At 66.1% G+C, this 15,748-nt stretch carries 15 protein-coding genes; 10 read left to right on the forward strand and 5 right to left on the reverse strand.

Going from position 1 to position 15,748, the window contains the following annotated elements; genetic code table 11:
- Positions 1 to 11 precede the first annotated feature (11 nt).
- Positions 12 to 992 (forward strand): hypothetical protein, encoded by a 981-nt coding sequence (locus M9952_06225; GenBank protein ID MCO5312518.1) that lies wholly within the window; start codon positions 12 to 14, stop codon positions 990 to 992.
- Positions 989 to 2,395 carry a MazG family protein gene (locus M9952_06230; GenBank protein MCO5312519.1) on the forward strand — a complete coding sequence of 469 codons (1,407 nt, stop codon included), beginning with the start codon at positions 989 to 991 and terminating at the stop codon, positions 2,393 to 2,395. Before M9952_06225 ends, M9952_06230 begins: the two co-directional genes overlap by 4 nt.
- Positions 2,396 to 2,452: 57 nt before the next feature.
- Here M9952_06230 and speB read toward each other — a convergent pair whose 3' ends face one another.
- Complete coding sequence (speB, locus tag M9952_06235; protein ID MCO5312520.1) at positions 2,453 to 3,418, reverse strand: agmatinase; 966 nt, start codon at positions 3,416 to 3,418, stop codon at positions 2,453 to 2,455.
- A 135-nt stretch (positions 3,419 to 3,553) separates the two neighbouring features.
- Here speB and eno point away from each other — a divergent pair, with 135 nt between their 5' ends.
- The 3 genes from eno to M9952_06250 all read left to right on the forward strand — a co-directional run bounded on the left by eno (position 3,554) and on the right by M9952_06250 (position 6,740).
- Entirely contained in the window at positions 3,554 to 4,843 is a 1,290-nt protein-coding gene (gene eno, locus M9952_06240; protein ID MCO5312521.1) for a phosphopyruvate hydratase, read from the forward strand.
- Entirely contained in the window at positions 4,840 to 5,190 is a 351-nt protein-coding gene (locus M9952_06245; protein ID MCO5312522.1) for a septum formation initiator family protein, read from the forward strand. The genes eno and M9952_06245 overlap by 4 nt, the downstream gene beginning before the upstream one ends.
- 83 nt (positions 5,191 to 5,273) lie before the next feature.
- Positions 5,274 to 6,740, forward strand: coding sequence for an aldehyde dehydrogenase (locus M9952_06250; protein ID MCO5312523.1), 1,467 nt, complete (start codon positions 5,274 to 5,276; stop codon positions 6,738 to 6,740).
- 61 nt (positions 6,741 to 6,801) lie between these two features.
- Here M9952_06250 and M9952_06255 read toward each other — a convergent pair whose 3' ends face one another.
- The gene (locus M9952_06255; GenBank protein MCO5312524.1) at positions 6,802 to 7,551 is read right to left on the reverse strand and encodes an SDR family oxidoreductase; all 750 of its coding nucleotides are present in this window, start codon (positions 7,549 to 7,551) and stop codon (positions 6,802 to 6,804) included.
- 133 nt (positions 7,552 to 7,684) lie between these two features.
- Here M9952_06255 and M9952_06260 point away from each other — a divergent pair, with 133 nt between their 5' ends.
- Genes M9952_06260 through M9952_06270 form a run of 3 tightly spaced genes read left to right on the forward strand, consistent with a single transcriptional unit; the run spans position 7,685 to position 10,202 of the window.
- A complete protein-coding gene (locus M9952_06260; protein MCO5312525.1) occupies positions 7,685 to 8,626 on the forward strand; it encodes a DUF501 domain-containing protein in 942 nt (313 codons plus the stop codon).
- Complete coding sequence (locus M9952_06265) at positions 8,623 to 9,546, forward strand: Ppx/GppA family phosphatase (GenBank protein ID MCO5312526.1); 924 nt, start codon at positions 8,623 to 8,625, stop codon at positions 9,544 to 9,546. The genes M9952_06260 and M9952_06265 overlap by 4 nt, the downstream gene beginning before the upstream one ends.
- An 11-nt stretch (positions 9,547 to 9,557) precedes the next feature.
- Entirely contained in the window at positions 9,558 to 10,202 is a 645-nt protein-coding gene (locus M9952_06270) for a GNAT family N-acetyltransferase (GenBank protein ID MCO5312527.1), read from the forward strand.
- Between the two features lie 38 nt (positions 10,203 to 10,240).
- Here the strand turns inward: M9952_06270 and M9952_06275 are convergent, their stop codons facing one another.
- Entirely contained in the window at positions 10,241 to 10,993 is a 753-nt protein-coding gene (locus tag M9952_06275; GenBank protein MCO5312528.1) for an enoyl-CoA hydratase, read from the reverse strand.
- A gap of 57 nt (positions 10,994 to 11,050) precedes the next feature.
- Between M9952_06275 and M9952_06280 the strand changes: the two genes are divergently transcribed.
- Positions 11,051 to 12,286: a glycosyltransferase family 4 protein gene (locus M9952_06280; protein MCO5312529.1), complete on the forward strand. Its 1,236-nt coding sequence runs from the start codon at positions 11,051 to 11,053 to the stop codon at positions 12,284 to 12,286.
- On the opposite strand, the gene M9952_06285 is transcribed toward M9952_06280, so the two are convergent.
- Positions 12,208 to 13,395, reverse strand: a complete 1,188-nt coding sequence (locus M9952_06285) for an NAD-dependent epimerase/dehydratase family protein (protein ID MCO5312530.1) — start codon at positions 13,393 to 13,395, stop codon at positions 12,208 to 12,210. The genes M9952_06280 and M9952_06285 overlap by 79 nt on opposite strands.
- Entirely contained in the window at positions 13,395 to 14,426 is a 1,032-nt protein-coding gene (locus M9952_06290) for an acyltransferase family protein (GenBank protein ID MCO5312531.1), read from the reverse strand. The genes M9952_06285 and M9952_06290 overlap by 1 nt, the downstream gene beginning before the upstream one ends.
- Positions 14,427 to 14,494: 68 nt before the next feature.
- On the opposite strand from M9952_06290, the gene M9952_06295 reads away from it, so the two are divergent.
- A complete protein-coding gene (locus M9952_06295) occupies positions 14,495 to 15,736 on the forward strand; it encodes an MFS transporter (protein MCO5312532.1) in 1,242 nt (413 codons plus the stop codon).
- Positions 15,737 to 15,748: the final 12 nt, after the last annotated feature.

The raw sequence follows: 15,748 nt of genomic DNA on the forward strand, positions 1-15,748 counted from the left end.
TCTGAGGTTCTGTGAAACGACTTCTCGCCACCACCACCGCAGCCGCGTTGTCGCTTGCCATGTTCGCCACGGGCTGCGGGGTTGCCGCAGACGAGACGGCGGCCACCGTCGACGGCACCGACATCTCGACCCGCACGATCGGCGAACTCGCCGAGTCGAGCGAGATTCTCAAGAATCTGCAGATTGCCGCTACGTCGCGCGACGGTGTCGTCAACGCCGAAGCGGCGCGCGCTGCGTTGGGGCAGGTGGTCCAGGTTCGAGCGATCGAGGCGTTTGTCGAACGCTTTGGCGACGGGGTGACCGAAGCCGATCGGGCCGCGGCGGAAGCGATCTCCACCGGCGCGACCGACGAGGCCTTCGCCTCGCTCACCACGGACTATCTCGCGGCGAACAACGCGTTGACCAGGTTGTCGGATTCGCTCGCCGACATGGCCCCCGAAGAGGCCCGGTCGGAGCTCTTCCGTTGGACACACCGTTCGATCGGTGCGACCCACTGCATCGAGGCCGCGCTCGTCGACGGCGCGGCGGCCGAGCAGTTCGGCGCCGCGGTCGGCACCGACGCGCCGCTCGCAGATATCGACGCGGAAGCGATCGAGTTCACCCCGCTCACCGATGGTGAGGAGTGCCACGCTGAGGCGGTGCTCACCGGGTTTGTGACGCCCATTCGCAACGCCCCGATCGGTTCGTGGTACTCCGAGGAGATCACCGTGCAGGGGATGACCTACACGATGTTCGTCAAGAAGGGGTCCGAGGAGGCCACCTCGCTCGACAACCCCGCCACCGTCGAGTTGATCGACGGGATCATGTCGTCGGGGCAGACCACCCAGTTCCTGCAGTTCGCCGCCGTCAGCCAGGCCCGTGTGGCCATCGATCCGCGATACGGCACGTGGAACGTCGACCTGGGAGCCGTCGACTCGCCGTTGCGGCCGACGTTTCCGGCGGCTTCCTCGAGCAACGAACCCTCCCTTGAGGACCTGCTCGGAGCAGCGTGAGCCCGCAGGTCATCGTCGTCGGGCTCGGTCCGGGCGGCGCGGATCTCGTCACACAAGGCGCCCTCGACCTGATCGGGGCCAGCGAAGCGGTCTTCGTTCGGACGCAGCGACATCCCGCGTGCGCGATTTTCGCCGACGAGGCCGCACCGGGGCGACGTCAGGTGACCTACTTCGACGACGTCTATGACACAGCGCCGACGATGGACGACGTGTATCGCGAGATCGTCGATCGTCTGTGCGCAGCCGCCGTTGAGCACGGCTCGGTGGTCTATGCGGTGCCTGGGTCTCCGGTCGTGGCTGAACGGACCGTGCAGTTGCTGGTGGCCGATGATCGGGTGGAGACGAGGATCGTGGCGGCGTTGTCGTTTCTCGACCTGGCGTGGGCGCGACTCGGGATCGATCCGATCGATCGCGGGGTTCGGGTCGTCGACGGCCACCGATTTGCGACCGACGCCGCGGGCCAGACGGGCCCGTTGCTCGTGTGCCAATGCGACTCGGCGATGATCCTGAGCGACATCAAGCTCTCGCTCGAGGATTGGCCCGCCGAGCCGGTGACGGTCATCCAGCGACTCGGCTTGCCCGACGAGGCGATCTTCGAGGTGCCCTGGCAGGAACTCGACCGCGAGGTCGTGCCCGATCACTTGACGTCGCTGTACATCCCGACCCTCGACGCGCCGGTGGCGGCCGAGTTGGTCGCCTTCGACGAGCTGGTGCACGCGCTTCGCACCGGTTGTCCGTGGGATCGCGAGCAGACCCACGCCTCGCTGAAGCGTTACCTCCTGGAGGAAAGCTATGAGCTGTTGGAGGCGATCGACGACCTCGACCCCGTGACCGGAGACGGCGCCGACGAGTTGTGCGAGGAACTCGGGGACGTGTTGTTTCAGGTGTTCTTCCACGCGACGATCGCCGCCGAAGCGGGGTGGTTCACGCTTGCGGACGTTGCCCGCGACGTGCACGACAAGCTCTACCACCGCCATCCCCACGTCTTCGGCGATGCGGTCGTCTCCTCGACCGAAGAGATGGTGTCGCAGTGGGAGGCGACGAAGGTGGTCGAGAAGCAGCGCGAGTCGATGCTGGACGGAATTCCGCGCGAGCTCCCTGCGCTCGCCACGGCGCTGAAGATGGCGAAGAAGGCCGCGGCGAAGGGGTTCGTCGATGACGGTCCTGGCCCGCAGGTTCGAGCGCTTGCCGCCTCGATCGAGACCGCAGGGCTCGGGGTCGAGGATCTTGGCGATCTGCTGTTTGCGATCGCCGGGTCGGCGCAGGCCTCGGGGATCGACCCGGAGGATGCTTTGCGCCTGAGCAGTCGTCGGTTCCGGGAACGCTTCATCGAGGCCGAACAGGCCGAACAGGCCGAACACACGACTGTGGCGTCGGAGACGTCGGGGCCGCAGCGGTCCTGAGTCGGCCGCTGATTCGAGGCGGCCGCTGTATCGCGGCGGCTGCTGTATCGATGCGGCTCAGCGAATGATTCCGGCGCGTCGGTCGCGGGCGATGCCGAGGAGGTAGAGCTCGTCGTGCGCAAGGGTTGCCCCCGCGAGCGCCGTGATTTGCCCGGTCGGGTCGTAGGCCGGTGCCACCTCGACCAGGTCGGCGCCGACGATGTCGAGTCCAGCGAGCCCCATGAGGAGCTGTCGTGCCTGCCACGTCGTTGCACCACCGACGACCGGGGTGCCAGTGCCCGGGGCGTACGCGGGATCGAGGAAGTCGATGTCGACGGTGAGATAGCAGGGTCGAGCCCCGACGATTGCGCGGATCTCCGCGATCGTCGCATCGACGCCGAGTTCGAAGAAGCGATCGGCACCGATGACGTTGAACCCGTGTGTGTCGTTCGGGGTGCGCAGTCCGACTTGCACCGATGTCGTCGGGTCGATCAGTCCCTCGCGGGCGGCCCGCAGAAACATCGTGCCGTGGTTCAGTTCCTCGCCCGCATCCCAGGTGTCGCTGTGGGCATCGAAGTGGATGAGTGACAGCGTTCCATAGCGCTGCGAGGTCGCCTGCAACAGAGGGTAGGAGATGACGTGATCACCGCCGAGTGCGACGACGTTGACCCCGGCGTCGAGCAGGCGGCCGATGTGGTCGCGCACGTTCTGCGCCATTTCGGAGGGAATGCCGGGGTGATAGGCGATGTCGAAGTAGTCGATCGTGCGGTGACGCTCGAACACGTTCCATGTCCACGGCCACAGTCCGTCAGGGAACTCGCTGGAGAGCGTGGACGCCTCGCGAATGGCGCGGGGGCCAAAGCGGGCGCCGGGGCGATTCGTCACGGCGTTGTCGAACGGAACACCGACGATCGCGAGGTCGACCCCGTCGAGGTTCCGGGTCGCAGGCCGTCGGCCGAAGGACAGCTGGCCTCCCCAGGTCATGTCGAATCCTGCGGCGTCGGAGACATCGCCCGACTCGGGCTTGGTGGGGTCCGATTCCATGGGGCCAGCTTTGCAGCTGGATCGGCGTGAGCGGTGGTGGTGCCGGACCGGCGAATCGGTTTGGCGGGCGGGGACTCCCTGTGCTCCCATGAACCTCGAACTATCGTTGATTCGAACCGTTTGTGGAGTAGCCATATGAGCATCATCGAGCACATCCACGGTCGTCAGATTCTTGACTCCCGTGGCAACCCGACCGTCGAGGTGGAAGTCCTCCTGACCACCGGAGCCGCAGGCCGCGCCGCGGTCCCCTCCGGCGCCTCCACGGGGCAGTTCGAAGCGGTGGAGCTTCGCGACGGCGGCTCGGACTATCTCGGCAAGGCGGTCACCAAGGCGGTGGAGCACGTCAACGACGACATCGCCGAAGCGATCGTGGGGCTCGATGCGCTCGATCAGCGCCAGATCGACCGGATCCTGTTGGACGTCGACGGAACCCACAACAAGGGCCGACTCGGCGCCAACGCCATCCTCGGCGTTTCGCTTGCGCTCGCCCGCGCTGCGGCCGAAGAGGTCGGTTTGCCGGTGTTTCGCTACGTGGGCGGCGCGAATGCCCACGTGTTGCCGGTGCCGATGATGAACGTGCTCAACGGTGGCGAACACGCCGACAACAACGTCGACCTGCAGGAATTCATGATCATGCCGGTGGGCGCCGGATCCTTTTCCGAGGCGCTTCGATGGGGGACCGAGACCTACCACGTGCTCAAGAACGTGCTTCACGACAAGGGACTCAGCACCGCGATCGGCGATGAGGGTGGATTCGCGCCGAACCTCGCGAGCAACGAGGAGGCGGTGCAGTTGCTCATCGCTGCGATCGAAAAGGCGGGTTACGAGCCGGGTGAGCAGATCGCGATCGCACTGGATGCGGCGAGTTCGGAGTTCTACCGCGACGGCAACTACGTGTTGGCGGGCGAAGGCCGAACGCTGAACCCCTCGGAGTTCGCGGGCTACCTCGCCGAGCTCACCGACAAGTACCCGATCGTGTCGATCGAAGACGGCATGGCGGAAGAGGACTGGGACGGTTGGGCGGAGCTGACCCACCAGATCGGCGACCGAGTGCAGCTCGTCGGCGACGATCTGTTCGTCACCAACGTCGAGCGCCTGTCCCGAGGCATTGAAGCCGGGGTCGCCAACTCGATCCTGGTGAAGGTCAACCAGATCGGTTCGCTCACCGAAACGCTCGAGTCGGTGGAGCTGGCACATCGCAGCGGCTACACCGCGGTGATGTCGCATCGCTCGGGTGAGACCGAGGACACGACGATTTCCGATCTCGCCGTCGCGACCAACTGCGGCCAGATCAAGACCGGAGCTCCGGCTCGTTCGGATCGGGTCGCGAAGTACAACCAGTTGCTGCGTATCGAGGAGTTGCTCGGCGCGGATGCGGCGTTCCGAGGTAGTTCGGCGCTCGCCCGCGGGGCGGCAACGTCGTGACAGGCAGGCGTCGTGTCGTTCGAGTCGGGGTCGTGGTGGCGATGGTCATCGCGGTCTCCGTGCTGATCTCGCCGACGCGACGCCTGATGGCCCAGAGTCGTGACATGGCGGTGGCCGAGCAGCAACTCGTCGAGGTGAAATCGGAGAATCGGCGACTCTCCGAGCGGGTCTCCGCGCTGTCGTCGGATTCGCTCATCGAAATGGAGGCGCGCGAGCGCTTCGGGCGGGTCTATCCGGGCGACGAGTCGTACTCCGTGCCGGAGTCCGGTCCGATCGAGTTGCACCTGCCAGAGGTCTGGCCGTTCACCCGGGTGGACGAGGCGCTCCGCGAGGCAGCGGCTGGTTGAACGGCCGTTCAGGAGCGGTGGGTCCCGTGGTAATCTGATGGGACGTCAGAAGGTGGCCGCGACGGCCGGACCGGGGGTTTGTAATGGTTGATGTCCCGAGCTTCGACTCGCTCTTCATCGGCGGCAAGTGGGTCGCCCCCGCGAGCGATCGGCGTTTCGAGCTGCGAAGCCCGTCGACCGGCGAGCTGCTGGCGAGTGCTCCCGAGGCGGTCGAGGCCGATGTCGACGCGGCCATTGCCGCGGCGCGTGACGCGTTCGACAACGGCCCGTGGCCGCGCATGAGTGCGGCCGAACGTGGGGCGATCATGGACCGCTTCTATGACCTGTTCATCGAGCACTCCAACGAGTTGGCCGAACTGATCACCGCCGAGGTCGGCTCACCGTTGTTGTTCAGCCACTTCGGCCAGGTCGGAGCGTCGGGAATGACGCTCGACTTCTTCCGCAACCTCGTCAAGAGCTACGAGTTCGAACAGGTCCGCGACGGGATGTTGGGGCCGGTGCTCGTGCGTCGGGAGCCGGTGGGTGTGTGCGCCGGCATCATCCCGTGGAATGTGCCGATCTTCATCACGATGCTCAAGTTGGCCCCGGCGCTGGCATCGGGAAGTTGCATCATTTTGAAGCCGTCGCCCGAGACTCCGATCTCGGTGCTTCGCCTTGCTCAACTCATCGAGCAGGCCGGGGTTCCCGCGGGTGTCGTGAGTGTGCTGCCAGCGGGCCGCGAGGTGGGCGAACACCTCGTGACCGCGCCCGGTATCGACAAGGTGAGCTTCACCGGTTCTACCGCCGCCGGTCGTCGCATCGGCGCGCTGTGCGGCGAACGTTTGCGGCGTGTGACGCTCGAACTCGGCGGCAAGTCGGCGGCCGTGGTGATGCCCGATGCGGATTTCGTCGAGGTGGCACCACAACTTCTGCCTTACGGGATCATGAACAACGGCCAGGCGTGCGTTGCCCAGACTCGCATTCTGGTGCCGCGCAGCCGCTACGACGAGGCGGTGGAGGCGTTCAGCAACGCGGTGAGTGCGTTGAAGGTCGGCGATCCAGCGGAGATGGATACCGATGTCGGTCCGCTCATCGCCGAGCGACAGCGCGATCGCGTCGAGGGCTACATCGCCAAGGGCATCGCCGAGGGCGCTCGCGTCGCGGTCGGCGGCGGACGCCCGGACAGTGAGTCCGGTTGGTTCGTCGAGCCGACGCTGTTCGTGGACGTCGACAACAGGATGACGATCGCGCAGGAGGAGATCTTCGGACCGGTTCTGGCGATGATCGCCTACGAGGACATCGACGACGCGATCGAAATCGCGAACGACAGCGATTTCGGCCTGTCAGGGTCGGTGTGGGGCCCCGATGTGGATGCTGCTCTCGACGTCGCCCGTCAGATCCGAACCGGCACGGTGAGCATCAACGGGTTTGCCATGGAGTGGTCGGCGCCGTTTGGCGGGTTCAAGGACTCCGGCCTCGGTCGCGAACTTGGGCCGGAGGGCCTTGAGGCGTACCTCGAGGACAAGTCGATCGCCTTGCCCGCTGGCTACGAGCCGACGTTGACTCAGTAGGTTTCCACCGACCCCACCACTCAGCACTGCATGGCCGACAGTGCCAGCCGGCACTGTCGGGTCAGATGAGCGCGGTGCTGGCGCCGCCGTCGAGTAGTAGCGAGGTGCCGGTGATGAACCCGGCATGCTCGCTGCACAGGAACGCGGCGGCCGCTCCGAATTCGGCGGCGTCCCCGAGACGCCCGACCGGCACCGAAGCGGCCGCACCCGATGGGTCACCCCCGTGAAGCGCCAAGACCCGATCGGTGGCGTGAAGGCCGGGCTGGATCGTGTTGGCGGTCACCTTGTCGGCGGCGATCTCCAACGAGAGCGTCTTGATGAACGAGGTCATCGCTGCGCGCGCCGAACTCGACGCGGCGAGATTCGCGATGGGTTGACGCGCCCCGATCGAGGTGACGGCGATCACCCGACCCCAGCGTTGCGCCCGCATCGGCGAGACGACCGCTTGGATCAGTTCGACTCCGGAGATGAAGTTGAGTTCCAGCGCGCCGCGGTAGGCGTCCGGGTCGGTGCTCAACGCGGTGCCCGGAGGCGGCCCGCCAGCATTGGCGACCACGATATCGATGGTTCCGCCAAGTCGGTCCTGCGCCTCCGCTGCGAAACGGGTCGCGTCCCCTGGCACGGACATGTCGGCGACGATCGCGACGGCCCCGCTGCCGAGCGAGGCGAGCGCGGCGTTCAGACGGTCGGGGTTTCGCCCACAGATCGCCACGGCGACCCCCTCACCAGCGAGCGCCCGTGCGGTCGCGAGCCCGAGTCCGGCAGATCCTGCCGCAACGATTGCACGCCGATGTGAAATTCCGAGGTTCATGGTGCTCCCTGGTAGCTGCCGTTCGGACCCATCCTGTCGGACGTGATGCCACGCGTCACCCCCGACCACAGGAACGGATCGGCGTCCCGGCGGGGAGTCCACCGGTCGGGGGCGCGATGGTACGGTCGTGGTGATGTCCGTGCTCGCGATGCTGTTCGACCCGGCCGGGTTCGACCACCCGGTCGACCTGGCGCCGACCGACCGGTGGGGGGCGACGACGGTCCGTGCGGCCGCCGTCACGAACGTGTTGGCCATGGGCCTTGGAGAGGTCGTCGTCGTCAGCGACCGATCCGCCCACGCCGACCTTCGCGGCGAGGTCGAGGCGTTCAATCGAATCCATCGGCGTCGGTTCGCCTCGCCGCTCACCACGGCGGCGGTCCCACCGGTGACCGTCGACGCGAGTCGTGTTCTGGTTGGCTGGCTGGATCAGCCGACCGCGGCCCCGGCGTTGTGGCATCGCCTGCACCTCGCCGACCTTCCGGTGGTTAGCGCCGGGGTGATGACTCAGCGTGCTCCGATGGCGCTGGCGGCCCCGCGGTGGGACGCCGGTGCGCCGGGGGTGCCGATCCTCGGCGACACCGTTGCGGTCGAACTCGATGTGTGGGCGTCGTTTCAGCGCACGCCGACGCGGGATGGCGCGTATGTGCGCGAGTGCCTCGGGCGGGAGCCGCGTGCCGCCTTCACCATCGCTGCGCGACGTTGCGACGGCCGCCCGACCGTGATTGAGAACCCGCCGTTTCTCGACGACGGGACCCCGATGCCGACGCGGTTCTGGCTGGTCGATCCCGACTACAACCGTCGCATCGGCACGATCGAGGCAAGCGGCGCGATCGATGAGGTGGAGGCTGCCCTCGGCCTTGAGGTGCTCGCCGAGGCTCACGACCGTTATGCCGCGCAGCGCGATGGCGCCATCGCCGACGACCACGAGGGGCCGCGGCCCACGGGTGGTGTCGGAGGCACCCGTGTCGGCGTGAAGTGCCTGCACACGCACTATGCGTGGTACCTGGCCGGCGGGGACGACCCGGTCGGCGCGTGGGTTCATGAACAATTGAGTGGCGGCGAGGAGAACGAGTGACCCGTTACGCAGCGATCGACATCGGTACCAATTCGGTGCGCCTACTCATCGGCGACGGCGTGACGAGCGATGAGCGCGAGATGCGCATCACCCGCCTCGGTCGCGGCGTCGACGCAACCGGCAAACTCAATCCGGACGGGATCGACGCCACGCTCGCGGTGCTTCGGCAGTATCGAGACATCATCGACCGTTACGAGATCGGCGGTTTGCGTGCCACCGCAACCTCGGCGGCGCGCGATGCCGCGAACCGCGACGAGTTCTTCGGTCCGGCGACCGAGGTGCTCGGGGTGACGCCGGAGCTGTTGAGCGGTGACGACGAGGCGAGGTTGAGTTTCCTCGGTGCCGTGTCGGGCGTTGACGCGTCGCATGCCCCGTTTCTCGTCGCCGACATCGGTGGGGGGTCGACCGAGTTCGCGTACGGCACGATCATCGACGGGGCACCGCGATTCGACCGAGGGATCTCCATCGATGTCGGCTGCGTCCGCATGACCGAGCGGTTCATCCACTCCGATCCGCCCGATCCGGCCGAGTTGGCGAACTGCCTCGAGGTGTTGTCGATGCACTGGGACGACGTGCGTGGAGCCATTCCCGAGGCATCGATGGGCCCGACGTTCATCGGGTTGGCAGGAACGGTGGTGAACGTTGCCGCGGTCGAGTTGGGGTTGGCTGCGTACGACCGAAACGCAATCCATCACTTCGTATTGACCAAAGACGCCGTCGAGGACGTGTTCAGAACTCTCGCCACCGAGTCGCTTGAGGATCGCAAGCACAACCCGGGCTTGGAAGAGGCGCGCGCGGATGTGATCGTCGGGGGGCTGTGCATCCTGGTGTCGATCATGCGTAGCTTCGGCTTCAGCGAATGCCTGGTGTCGGAAAGCGACATCCTCGATGGGCTCATTCTGAGCCAAGCCAAACGGTAGGCTCAGCCGCGATGTGGACTCGCCGGTCGATGCAGAAAAGCCTGGGGACTGCACCCGTCGCTCAAGGGGTCACGCTGATCGGTCGTCGGGTCGTGCTTCGGCCATTGAGCAGTGCCGATTTCGACCAGTGGAGCGAAGTGCGGTTGAGTTCGGAGGAGTGGCTCACGAAGTGGGAGCCGGCACGGGTACCGGGGGCCCCCGACATCGTGGAAGACCGTCAAGCCTTCGCCGCGCGATGCGGCGCGCGCGGCCGCGAGATCCAGCTCGGGTCTGGCTACAGCTTCGGGATTTTCATCGACGGGAGCTTCGGTGGGGAGATCAACATCAGCTCCGTGCATCGCGGTCCGTTTCAAAGCGCGTACGTCGGGTACTGGATCGATGTGCGCCGGGCGGGGCACGGGTACATGCCCGAGGCGTTGGTCCTCGTGATGCAGTTTGCGTTCGAGCAGATGGGTCTTCATCGGCTGCAGGTGTCGATCGTGCCTCGCAACGCCGCCTCGCGGCGAGTCGCGGACAAGCTCAACCTCCGCAACGAGGGGATTGCGGAGCGGTACCTGGAGATCAACGGCGTCTGGGAGGACCACGTTCGCTACGCGATCACCTCCGAAGAGTGGCAACAGCGGGGGCCGGAACTTCTGTCGACCTGGACCTACTGACCACGATCGTGGTCAGGTCGGCGGCTGGAGCAGCGTGGTCAGCGACTCGTGATCTTCGCTTGGAGCGCGGCAAGGCGTTCGGCGAACGCCGGTTCATTGAGCGACCACACCTGCGGTTCGAGCTCGGCGGCAACCGCTTCGGAGTGGTCGTCGATCGAAGCCATGGCTCCGAGCGATGCCTTGACCTTGATGACCAACTCGCGGGGCGCGCTCGCGGCGCGATCCGCCATCGAGATGCAGTACTCGACGAGTTCCTCGTCCGCGACGCAGTCCCACGCCAGGCCGATGCGTTTGGCCTCCTCGCCGCTGAGAATCTGGCCGAACAGCACCATCGCCGCGGCGGCCGCCGGGCCGACGATACGGCGCATCATCCAGGTGTGACCGCCACCGGGGTGCAGGCCGAGATCTAAAAAGCGCGTGTCGAAGCGCGCCGACGCCCCAGCGACCCGCACGTCGCAGGCCAAGGCCAGGTTCATGCCAGCACCGACCGCAGCGCCGTTCACCGCGGCGATCGTGGGAAGCGAGCAGTTCGCCACCGCGAGGAACCCGGCGTAGATGCGCTTGAGGCCCTCGTGCTGAGAAGCGCCGAGCTGGCTGAGGTCGGCTCCGGCACAGAACGCCGGAGCGGCCCCGGTGATCACGATGGCACCGAGCGAGTGGTCGGCCTCGATGTCGCTGATGGCCTCGATCAGCTCAGCGTTCAGGTCGAGGTTGAGGGCGTTGCGGCGCTTGGGGTCGTCGAGGGTGAGCACGGCAACTCGGCCGTGGCGGGAGATTGAGAGAAATGACATGGCCTCATCTTCACATGTCCCGCGCCGGCACCGCCGTCCCACCGCTACCCTGACCCGATGAAATCGCTCGTCATAGCCGAGGCGTTCCCGTGGCCGACCGACGACGGGTACCGGCTCCGGTTAGCCAACCTCCTCGGAGCATTCCTGGAGCTCGGGGAGGTGGACTTCCTGTGTCTCGACGGTCGACGCCGCACGCGGGATCACGCTCCGGAGGGGGTGACCGTCATCGACGCACCCGGCGGCCCCGACCGTGCGATCTCGTCGTGGCTCCGGCCGTGGCTCACCGGATCGGATCCTCGCCGGTTGTTGCGGAGCGACTTCAGCGAGGGGCGCCGCCGCCTCGAAACCCTCGATCAGTCGAACTACGACGTCTGCTTCGTCAGCCACGTCGACTGCTGGTACCCGATCGAGGATCTCCTCACGATCCCCACGATCGTCGATTTCGACAATCTCGAGAACCTCCTGACGCGCACGATTCGCGAGGCGGGCCCGATCATCGAGCCGGGAGCGTCGGTCCGACGACGCGTTGCAGCGTCGGCTCGGTGGGTGGTGGCCAGTGCGTTCAATCTGGTGGATGAGCGGCGCTGGGACTCGGTGCAACGCCGTCTGGCGAATTCGGTCGACCTGGCGTTTGTGTGCAGCTCACTCGATGTGGAACGAAGCGGATATCCCAACACCGTCGTCGTGCCGAACGGCTACGAGCGGACCTTTGAACCTGCCGACCACGTCGAGTTGAACGACTCGACTGCACCGGTGTTCCTGTTCGTCGGGTTGATGAGCTACGACCCGAATTCTGATGCTGTCCGCCGTTTCGCCTCGGCGGTGATGCCTCGCATCCGACGCGAGCTTCCGGGGGCGCGGTTTCGTATCGTTGGGCGCAACCCCGAGTCGGTGGCATCGCTTGAGCGCCTCGACGGGGTGGAGGTCGTGGGGGCGGTCGATTCCCTCGAAGCGGAGCTGCGTGGGGCGGACGTCGCGGTCGTCCCGTTACGTGCCGGCGCAGGAACTCGACTCAAAGTTGTGGAGGCGATGGCGAATCGCCTACCGATGGTCACGACATCGATCGGGTGCGAGGGGATCGACATCGTCGACGGTGTCCACGCCTGGATTCGCGACGATGACGAGGGAATCGCTGAGGCGTGCATCGAGGCCGTGCGCAACATCGACGCCCGCCGATCGGTGATCGATGCCGCCGAGGCGCGATACGAGGAGCGTTACCGCTGGGAGTCGATCCGATCGACGGTGGCCTCGATGGCCTCGTCGGTTGCATCGGAGGGCTTGCGCCGATCGTAGGGTGGGGCCTCGCGCACGACGGCGGGGGAGTGTCGGAAGAACTGCTCGACGTCGCGTTCGTATCGGTACTCACCGGAGTGGGATCCTACGGTGCGTCGGAGTCGAAGTCCCTCGATGAACGCCTTGATCGCTTGGGCCGACGTGTAGTCGTATTCGAAGCCGGATTGCTTCAGCTTCGTGTTGTCGACGCCGCGTCCGTAGCGCAACAGGTTGAGGTACTCCTCGGGAAGTCCGGACAGCCCGAACTGGCGCAGCGGCAACGTGGCGAGGGAGGTGACTCGGGCCATGAGCGGCAGGCGCCGTTTCCCACACAGCGAGACCACCTCGCTCCACGGCAGCAGACCGTCGCCGGCGACGTTGTAGACGCCGGACAGATCGTGGTCCAGCACGTACAGGATCGACCGGATCACGTCGCTTTCGTGCACGAACTGAAACCGCGGATCGAATCCGAGCACCGACGGTACGAGTGGGAGTTCCAACGCTCGGGTGAGCGGGGTGGAGATCTCGGTGCCGATGACGTTCGAGAACCGAAGCAGTGAGACGCGAACGTGCGGGTTGTCCTCCGCGAAGTCGCGGACGTAGCTTTCGACCTGGTCGAGGCTGCGTTCGACCGGGCGTCGCAGCGGTGCGGACGGCTCCATGTCCTCGGTGAACCACGTCGGGTCGCTCGCCGCGCAGCCGTAGACCGCGGTGGAGGATTTCACGATCACGTTCCGCACCGTGGAGTCCGGTGCGGACGCCGCTGCGAAAAGGTTCATCGTGCCGATGACGTTGACTTCGTGCATCGCCCGAGCGGTCATGATGGTGGGGTCGACGATCAAGAACGTATGGATGATCGTGTCGATCTTCGCCGCGGCCACGATCTTGTGCAGGATCGAGTAGTTGGCGTCGACGCGCACGTATTCGGTTCGTTCGAGTTCGACGGTCGGTTCGGTCGTGTCGAGCCCGAGGATCACTTCGACGCAGGGGTCGTCCTCGAGAGCCTGCGCGATGCGACCACCCCAGAAGGAACCGAGGCCCGTGACGAGGACCCGGCGGCCTCGGGGAGGAGTAACCGCTGGCCGTTCGCCGGAACGTTCGACGGATTCGTAGGTCGATCCGGGGGCCATCAGCCGAACCAGACCGATCGTCGTTTGCTCAGCATTTCGTACAGAGCGTCCTGGATCTCATCGCGGATCTTTTCGGATTCGTCCATGATCCGGCTCTTTGAGTAGCGGGCGAGGTCGGGTTCGACGTCGAAATGGATCGGGTCGAGCACCCGGAGTTTGAACTTCGACGGGAAGTACGTGAACAGACCCGCCGGTCCGAACAACAACATGTTGGCGGTGATGGGGACATACGGAGCACCGAACACTCCGGCCAACGACGGCAACTTGGCGACGATGGGCATCGACTCCTCGGCACCGACGACCGCGATCGGGATGATGGGAACGCCCGCTCGCATGGCGATCTCCACGAACCCACCCCGACCGAACCTGGCGAGTCGGTACCGTTCGTCCATCCGCTTCGCCGGACCCTTGGAGCCTTCAGGAAAGACCAGGACCAGCTGATTCTGCTCCCGTAGCAGGCGGTAGGCGTTGTCTGGGTGAGCCGGGAGGCCGCCGAGTCGTGACCACATGGTGCCGACGACGGGCAGGGTGCGAAAGAAGTTGTCGGCGAGGCCGTAGACCGGCCGACGAAGCTGCGTCTCGATGCCGTGCATGATCGCCGGGGCATCGGACGGAATCGCTCCCGCGTGGTTCGCGACGAGCAACGCCCCGCCGTCGATCGGGATCTTTTCGAGCCCTTCCCATTCGACGCGGAAATACGACGAGTACAGCGGTTCGTAGAGGAAACGGGCGAGGCGCCGAGCTCGTTCGGATCGGCCCCACTCGTCGACGTCGCCGCGGCGGATCTCGGCATCGGTCAACTCAGGTCGCGAACGTCGCCGCGTGGGCTTCACCGGTACCAGCGCGGTCGAACTCGATGCGGTGGAGCCGTCCTTCGGCGCGGATCCGTAGGCGGTCCCCTGCGCCCGGGCAGCGACCCGGCCGAGAGATTCGCTGGTGAGGATGGGGTCTCGCGGTTTGGGTTCTCGCCTTGGTCCGCCTTGACGGCCTTGACTGCCTTGACGGATGGCGGCGTCGCGTTCGGGGGCCATTGGCGTTGAGCCTATCGGGGCACGCTTATCGTGGCTGCAATGTCTGGCGTCGAAACATCCCGCGAGCGATGAGTGCTGGTGGGCTTCGTGGGGCCACGGTTGCGTTGCAACACCGGGAGTTCCGGATCTTCTGGATCGCGGCGTTCGTGTCGAACACCGGCGGTTGGATGCAAAGCGCCGGGCTCCCCTATGTCGCCTACCAACTGACCGGAACCAACGGCGGAGTCGGTGCGACCGGGTTCATGCAATACGTTCCCGTCCTGATCGCGGGCGCGGTCGGCGGGTGGCTCGCCGACTCGTTCGATCTGCGGAAACTGCTGATCCTGACCCAACTCGCGCAGGCGTGTATTGCGTTCGCTCTGTGGGTCTTGGTCTCCCAGGGTTGGGCGACCCCCACGAGTCTGGCGGCGGTCGCGTTTCTCGGTGGGTTGGCGAGTGGTCTGAACATCCCGGTGTGGCAGTCGTTCGTCGGCAAGCTGGTGCCGCGCTCGATCATGTTGAACGCGGTGACCCTGAACTCGACACAGTTCAACGCGGCCCGGGCGTGCGGCACGTTCAGCGCAGGGATTGTCATCGCCCTGGCCGGCCCCAGCCTCGTGTTCGCCATCGATGCGGTGAGCTTCGTTGCCGTTCTGTTTGCGCTGTCGCTCATCCGTGACTACCGCCGCCGCGACCCGGTCCCCCGTGTCCACCCGGTTCGGGACCTGATCGCCGGCGCCCGGTACGTCTGGGGCACCGGCGCAATCCGCAGCGCGTGTTTCGCCATCGCTGCCGTCGCCGGGTTCGCCAGCCCGTTGTTCTCGTTCCTGCCGGCGAGTTACGGACAAGACGAGTTCGGCGTGACCGGTTGGCGGCTCGGCCTGCTGTTGGGTGCCGGGGGAATCGGTTCGCTCGGGTTGGCACCGCTCATCTTGACGCGCGGGGCGACCATGAGTCGTCGGCGGTTGCTCGGGGTGTCGATGGCCACCTACGCGTTGGCGACGATGGCGGTCGGATTGGCGCCGACTTGGCAGGTCGCGGTCGTTGGGCTCGCCTGTTACGGCGGGTCGTACCTCGCCATCGCGTCGGCTTTGAACACGACGATTCAGCTGACGGCCCGCGACGACATGCGCGGCAAGGCGCTGGCGATCTTCGTGATGTGTCTCACCGGTGCACTGCCGCTTGGGCTCCTGGTGTGGGGATGGGCGGCCGATACGATCGGCATCCGGCCCGTCACCGTGGGGGCCGGCGCGATGTTGTTGGGGGCGACGGTGATCATGTGGTTCAGCGGAACCTTCGACGCGATGGTCGTTCCGGTGGCCGATTCGTAGCGGCCAAACTCG

This window comes from Microthrixaceae bacterium, from assembly GCA_023957975.1.
Classification (GTDB): domain Bacteria; phylum Actinomycetota; class Acidimicrobiia; order Acidimicrobiales; family Microtrichaceae; genus JAMLGM01.

Excerpts from the sequence above, each read along its gene's own strand:
- speB (MCO5312520.1), bottom strand. The coding sequence starts at position 3,418 with ATGGAATCGGACCCCACCAAGCCCGAGTCGGGCGATGTCTCCGACGCC.
- M9952_06250 (MCO5312523.1), top strand. The coding sequence starts at position 5,274 with ATGGTTGATGTCCCGAGCTTCGACTCGCTCTTCATCGGCGGCAAGTGG.
- M9952_06280 (MCO5312529.1), top strand. The coding sequence starts at position 11,051 with ATGAAATCGCTCGTCATAGCCGAGGCGTTCCCGTGGCCGACCGACGAC.
- eno (MCO5312521.1), top strand. The coding sequence starts at position 3,554 with ATGAGCATCATCGAGCACATCCACGGTCGTCAGATTCTTGACTCCCGT.
- M9952_06290 (MCO5312531.1), bottom strand. The coding sequence starts at position 14,426 with ATGGCCCCCGAACGCGACGCCGCCATCCGTCAAGGCAGTCAAGGCCGT.
- M9952_06255 (MCO5312524.1), bottom strand. The coding sequence starts at position 7,551 with ATGAACCTCGGAATTTCACATCGGCGTGCAATCGTTGCGGCAGGATCT.
- M9952_06295 (MCO5312532.1), top strand. The coding sequence starts at position 14,495 with ATGAGTGCTGGTGGGCTTCGTGGGGCCACGGTTGCGTTGCAACACCGG.
- M9952_06275 (MCO5312528.1), bottom strand. The coding sequence starts at position 10,993 with ATGTCATTTCTCTCAATCTCCCGCCACGGCCGAGTTGCCGTGCTCACC.
- M9952_06285 (MCO5312530.1), bottom strand. The coding sequence starts at position 13,395 with ATGGCCCCCGGATCGACCTACGAATCCGTCGAACGTTCCGGCGAACGG.
- M9952_06270 (MCO5312527.1), top strand. The coding sequence starts at position 9,558 with ATGTGGACTCGCCGGTCGATGCAGAAAAGCCTGGGGACTGCACCCGTC.
- M9952_06260 (MCO5312525.1), top strand. The coding sequence starts at position 7,685 with ATGTCCGTGCTCGCGATGCTGTTCGACCCGGCCGGGTTCGACCACCCG.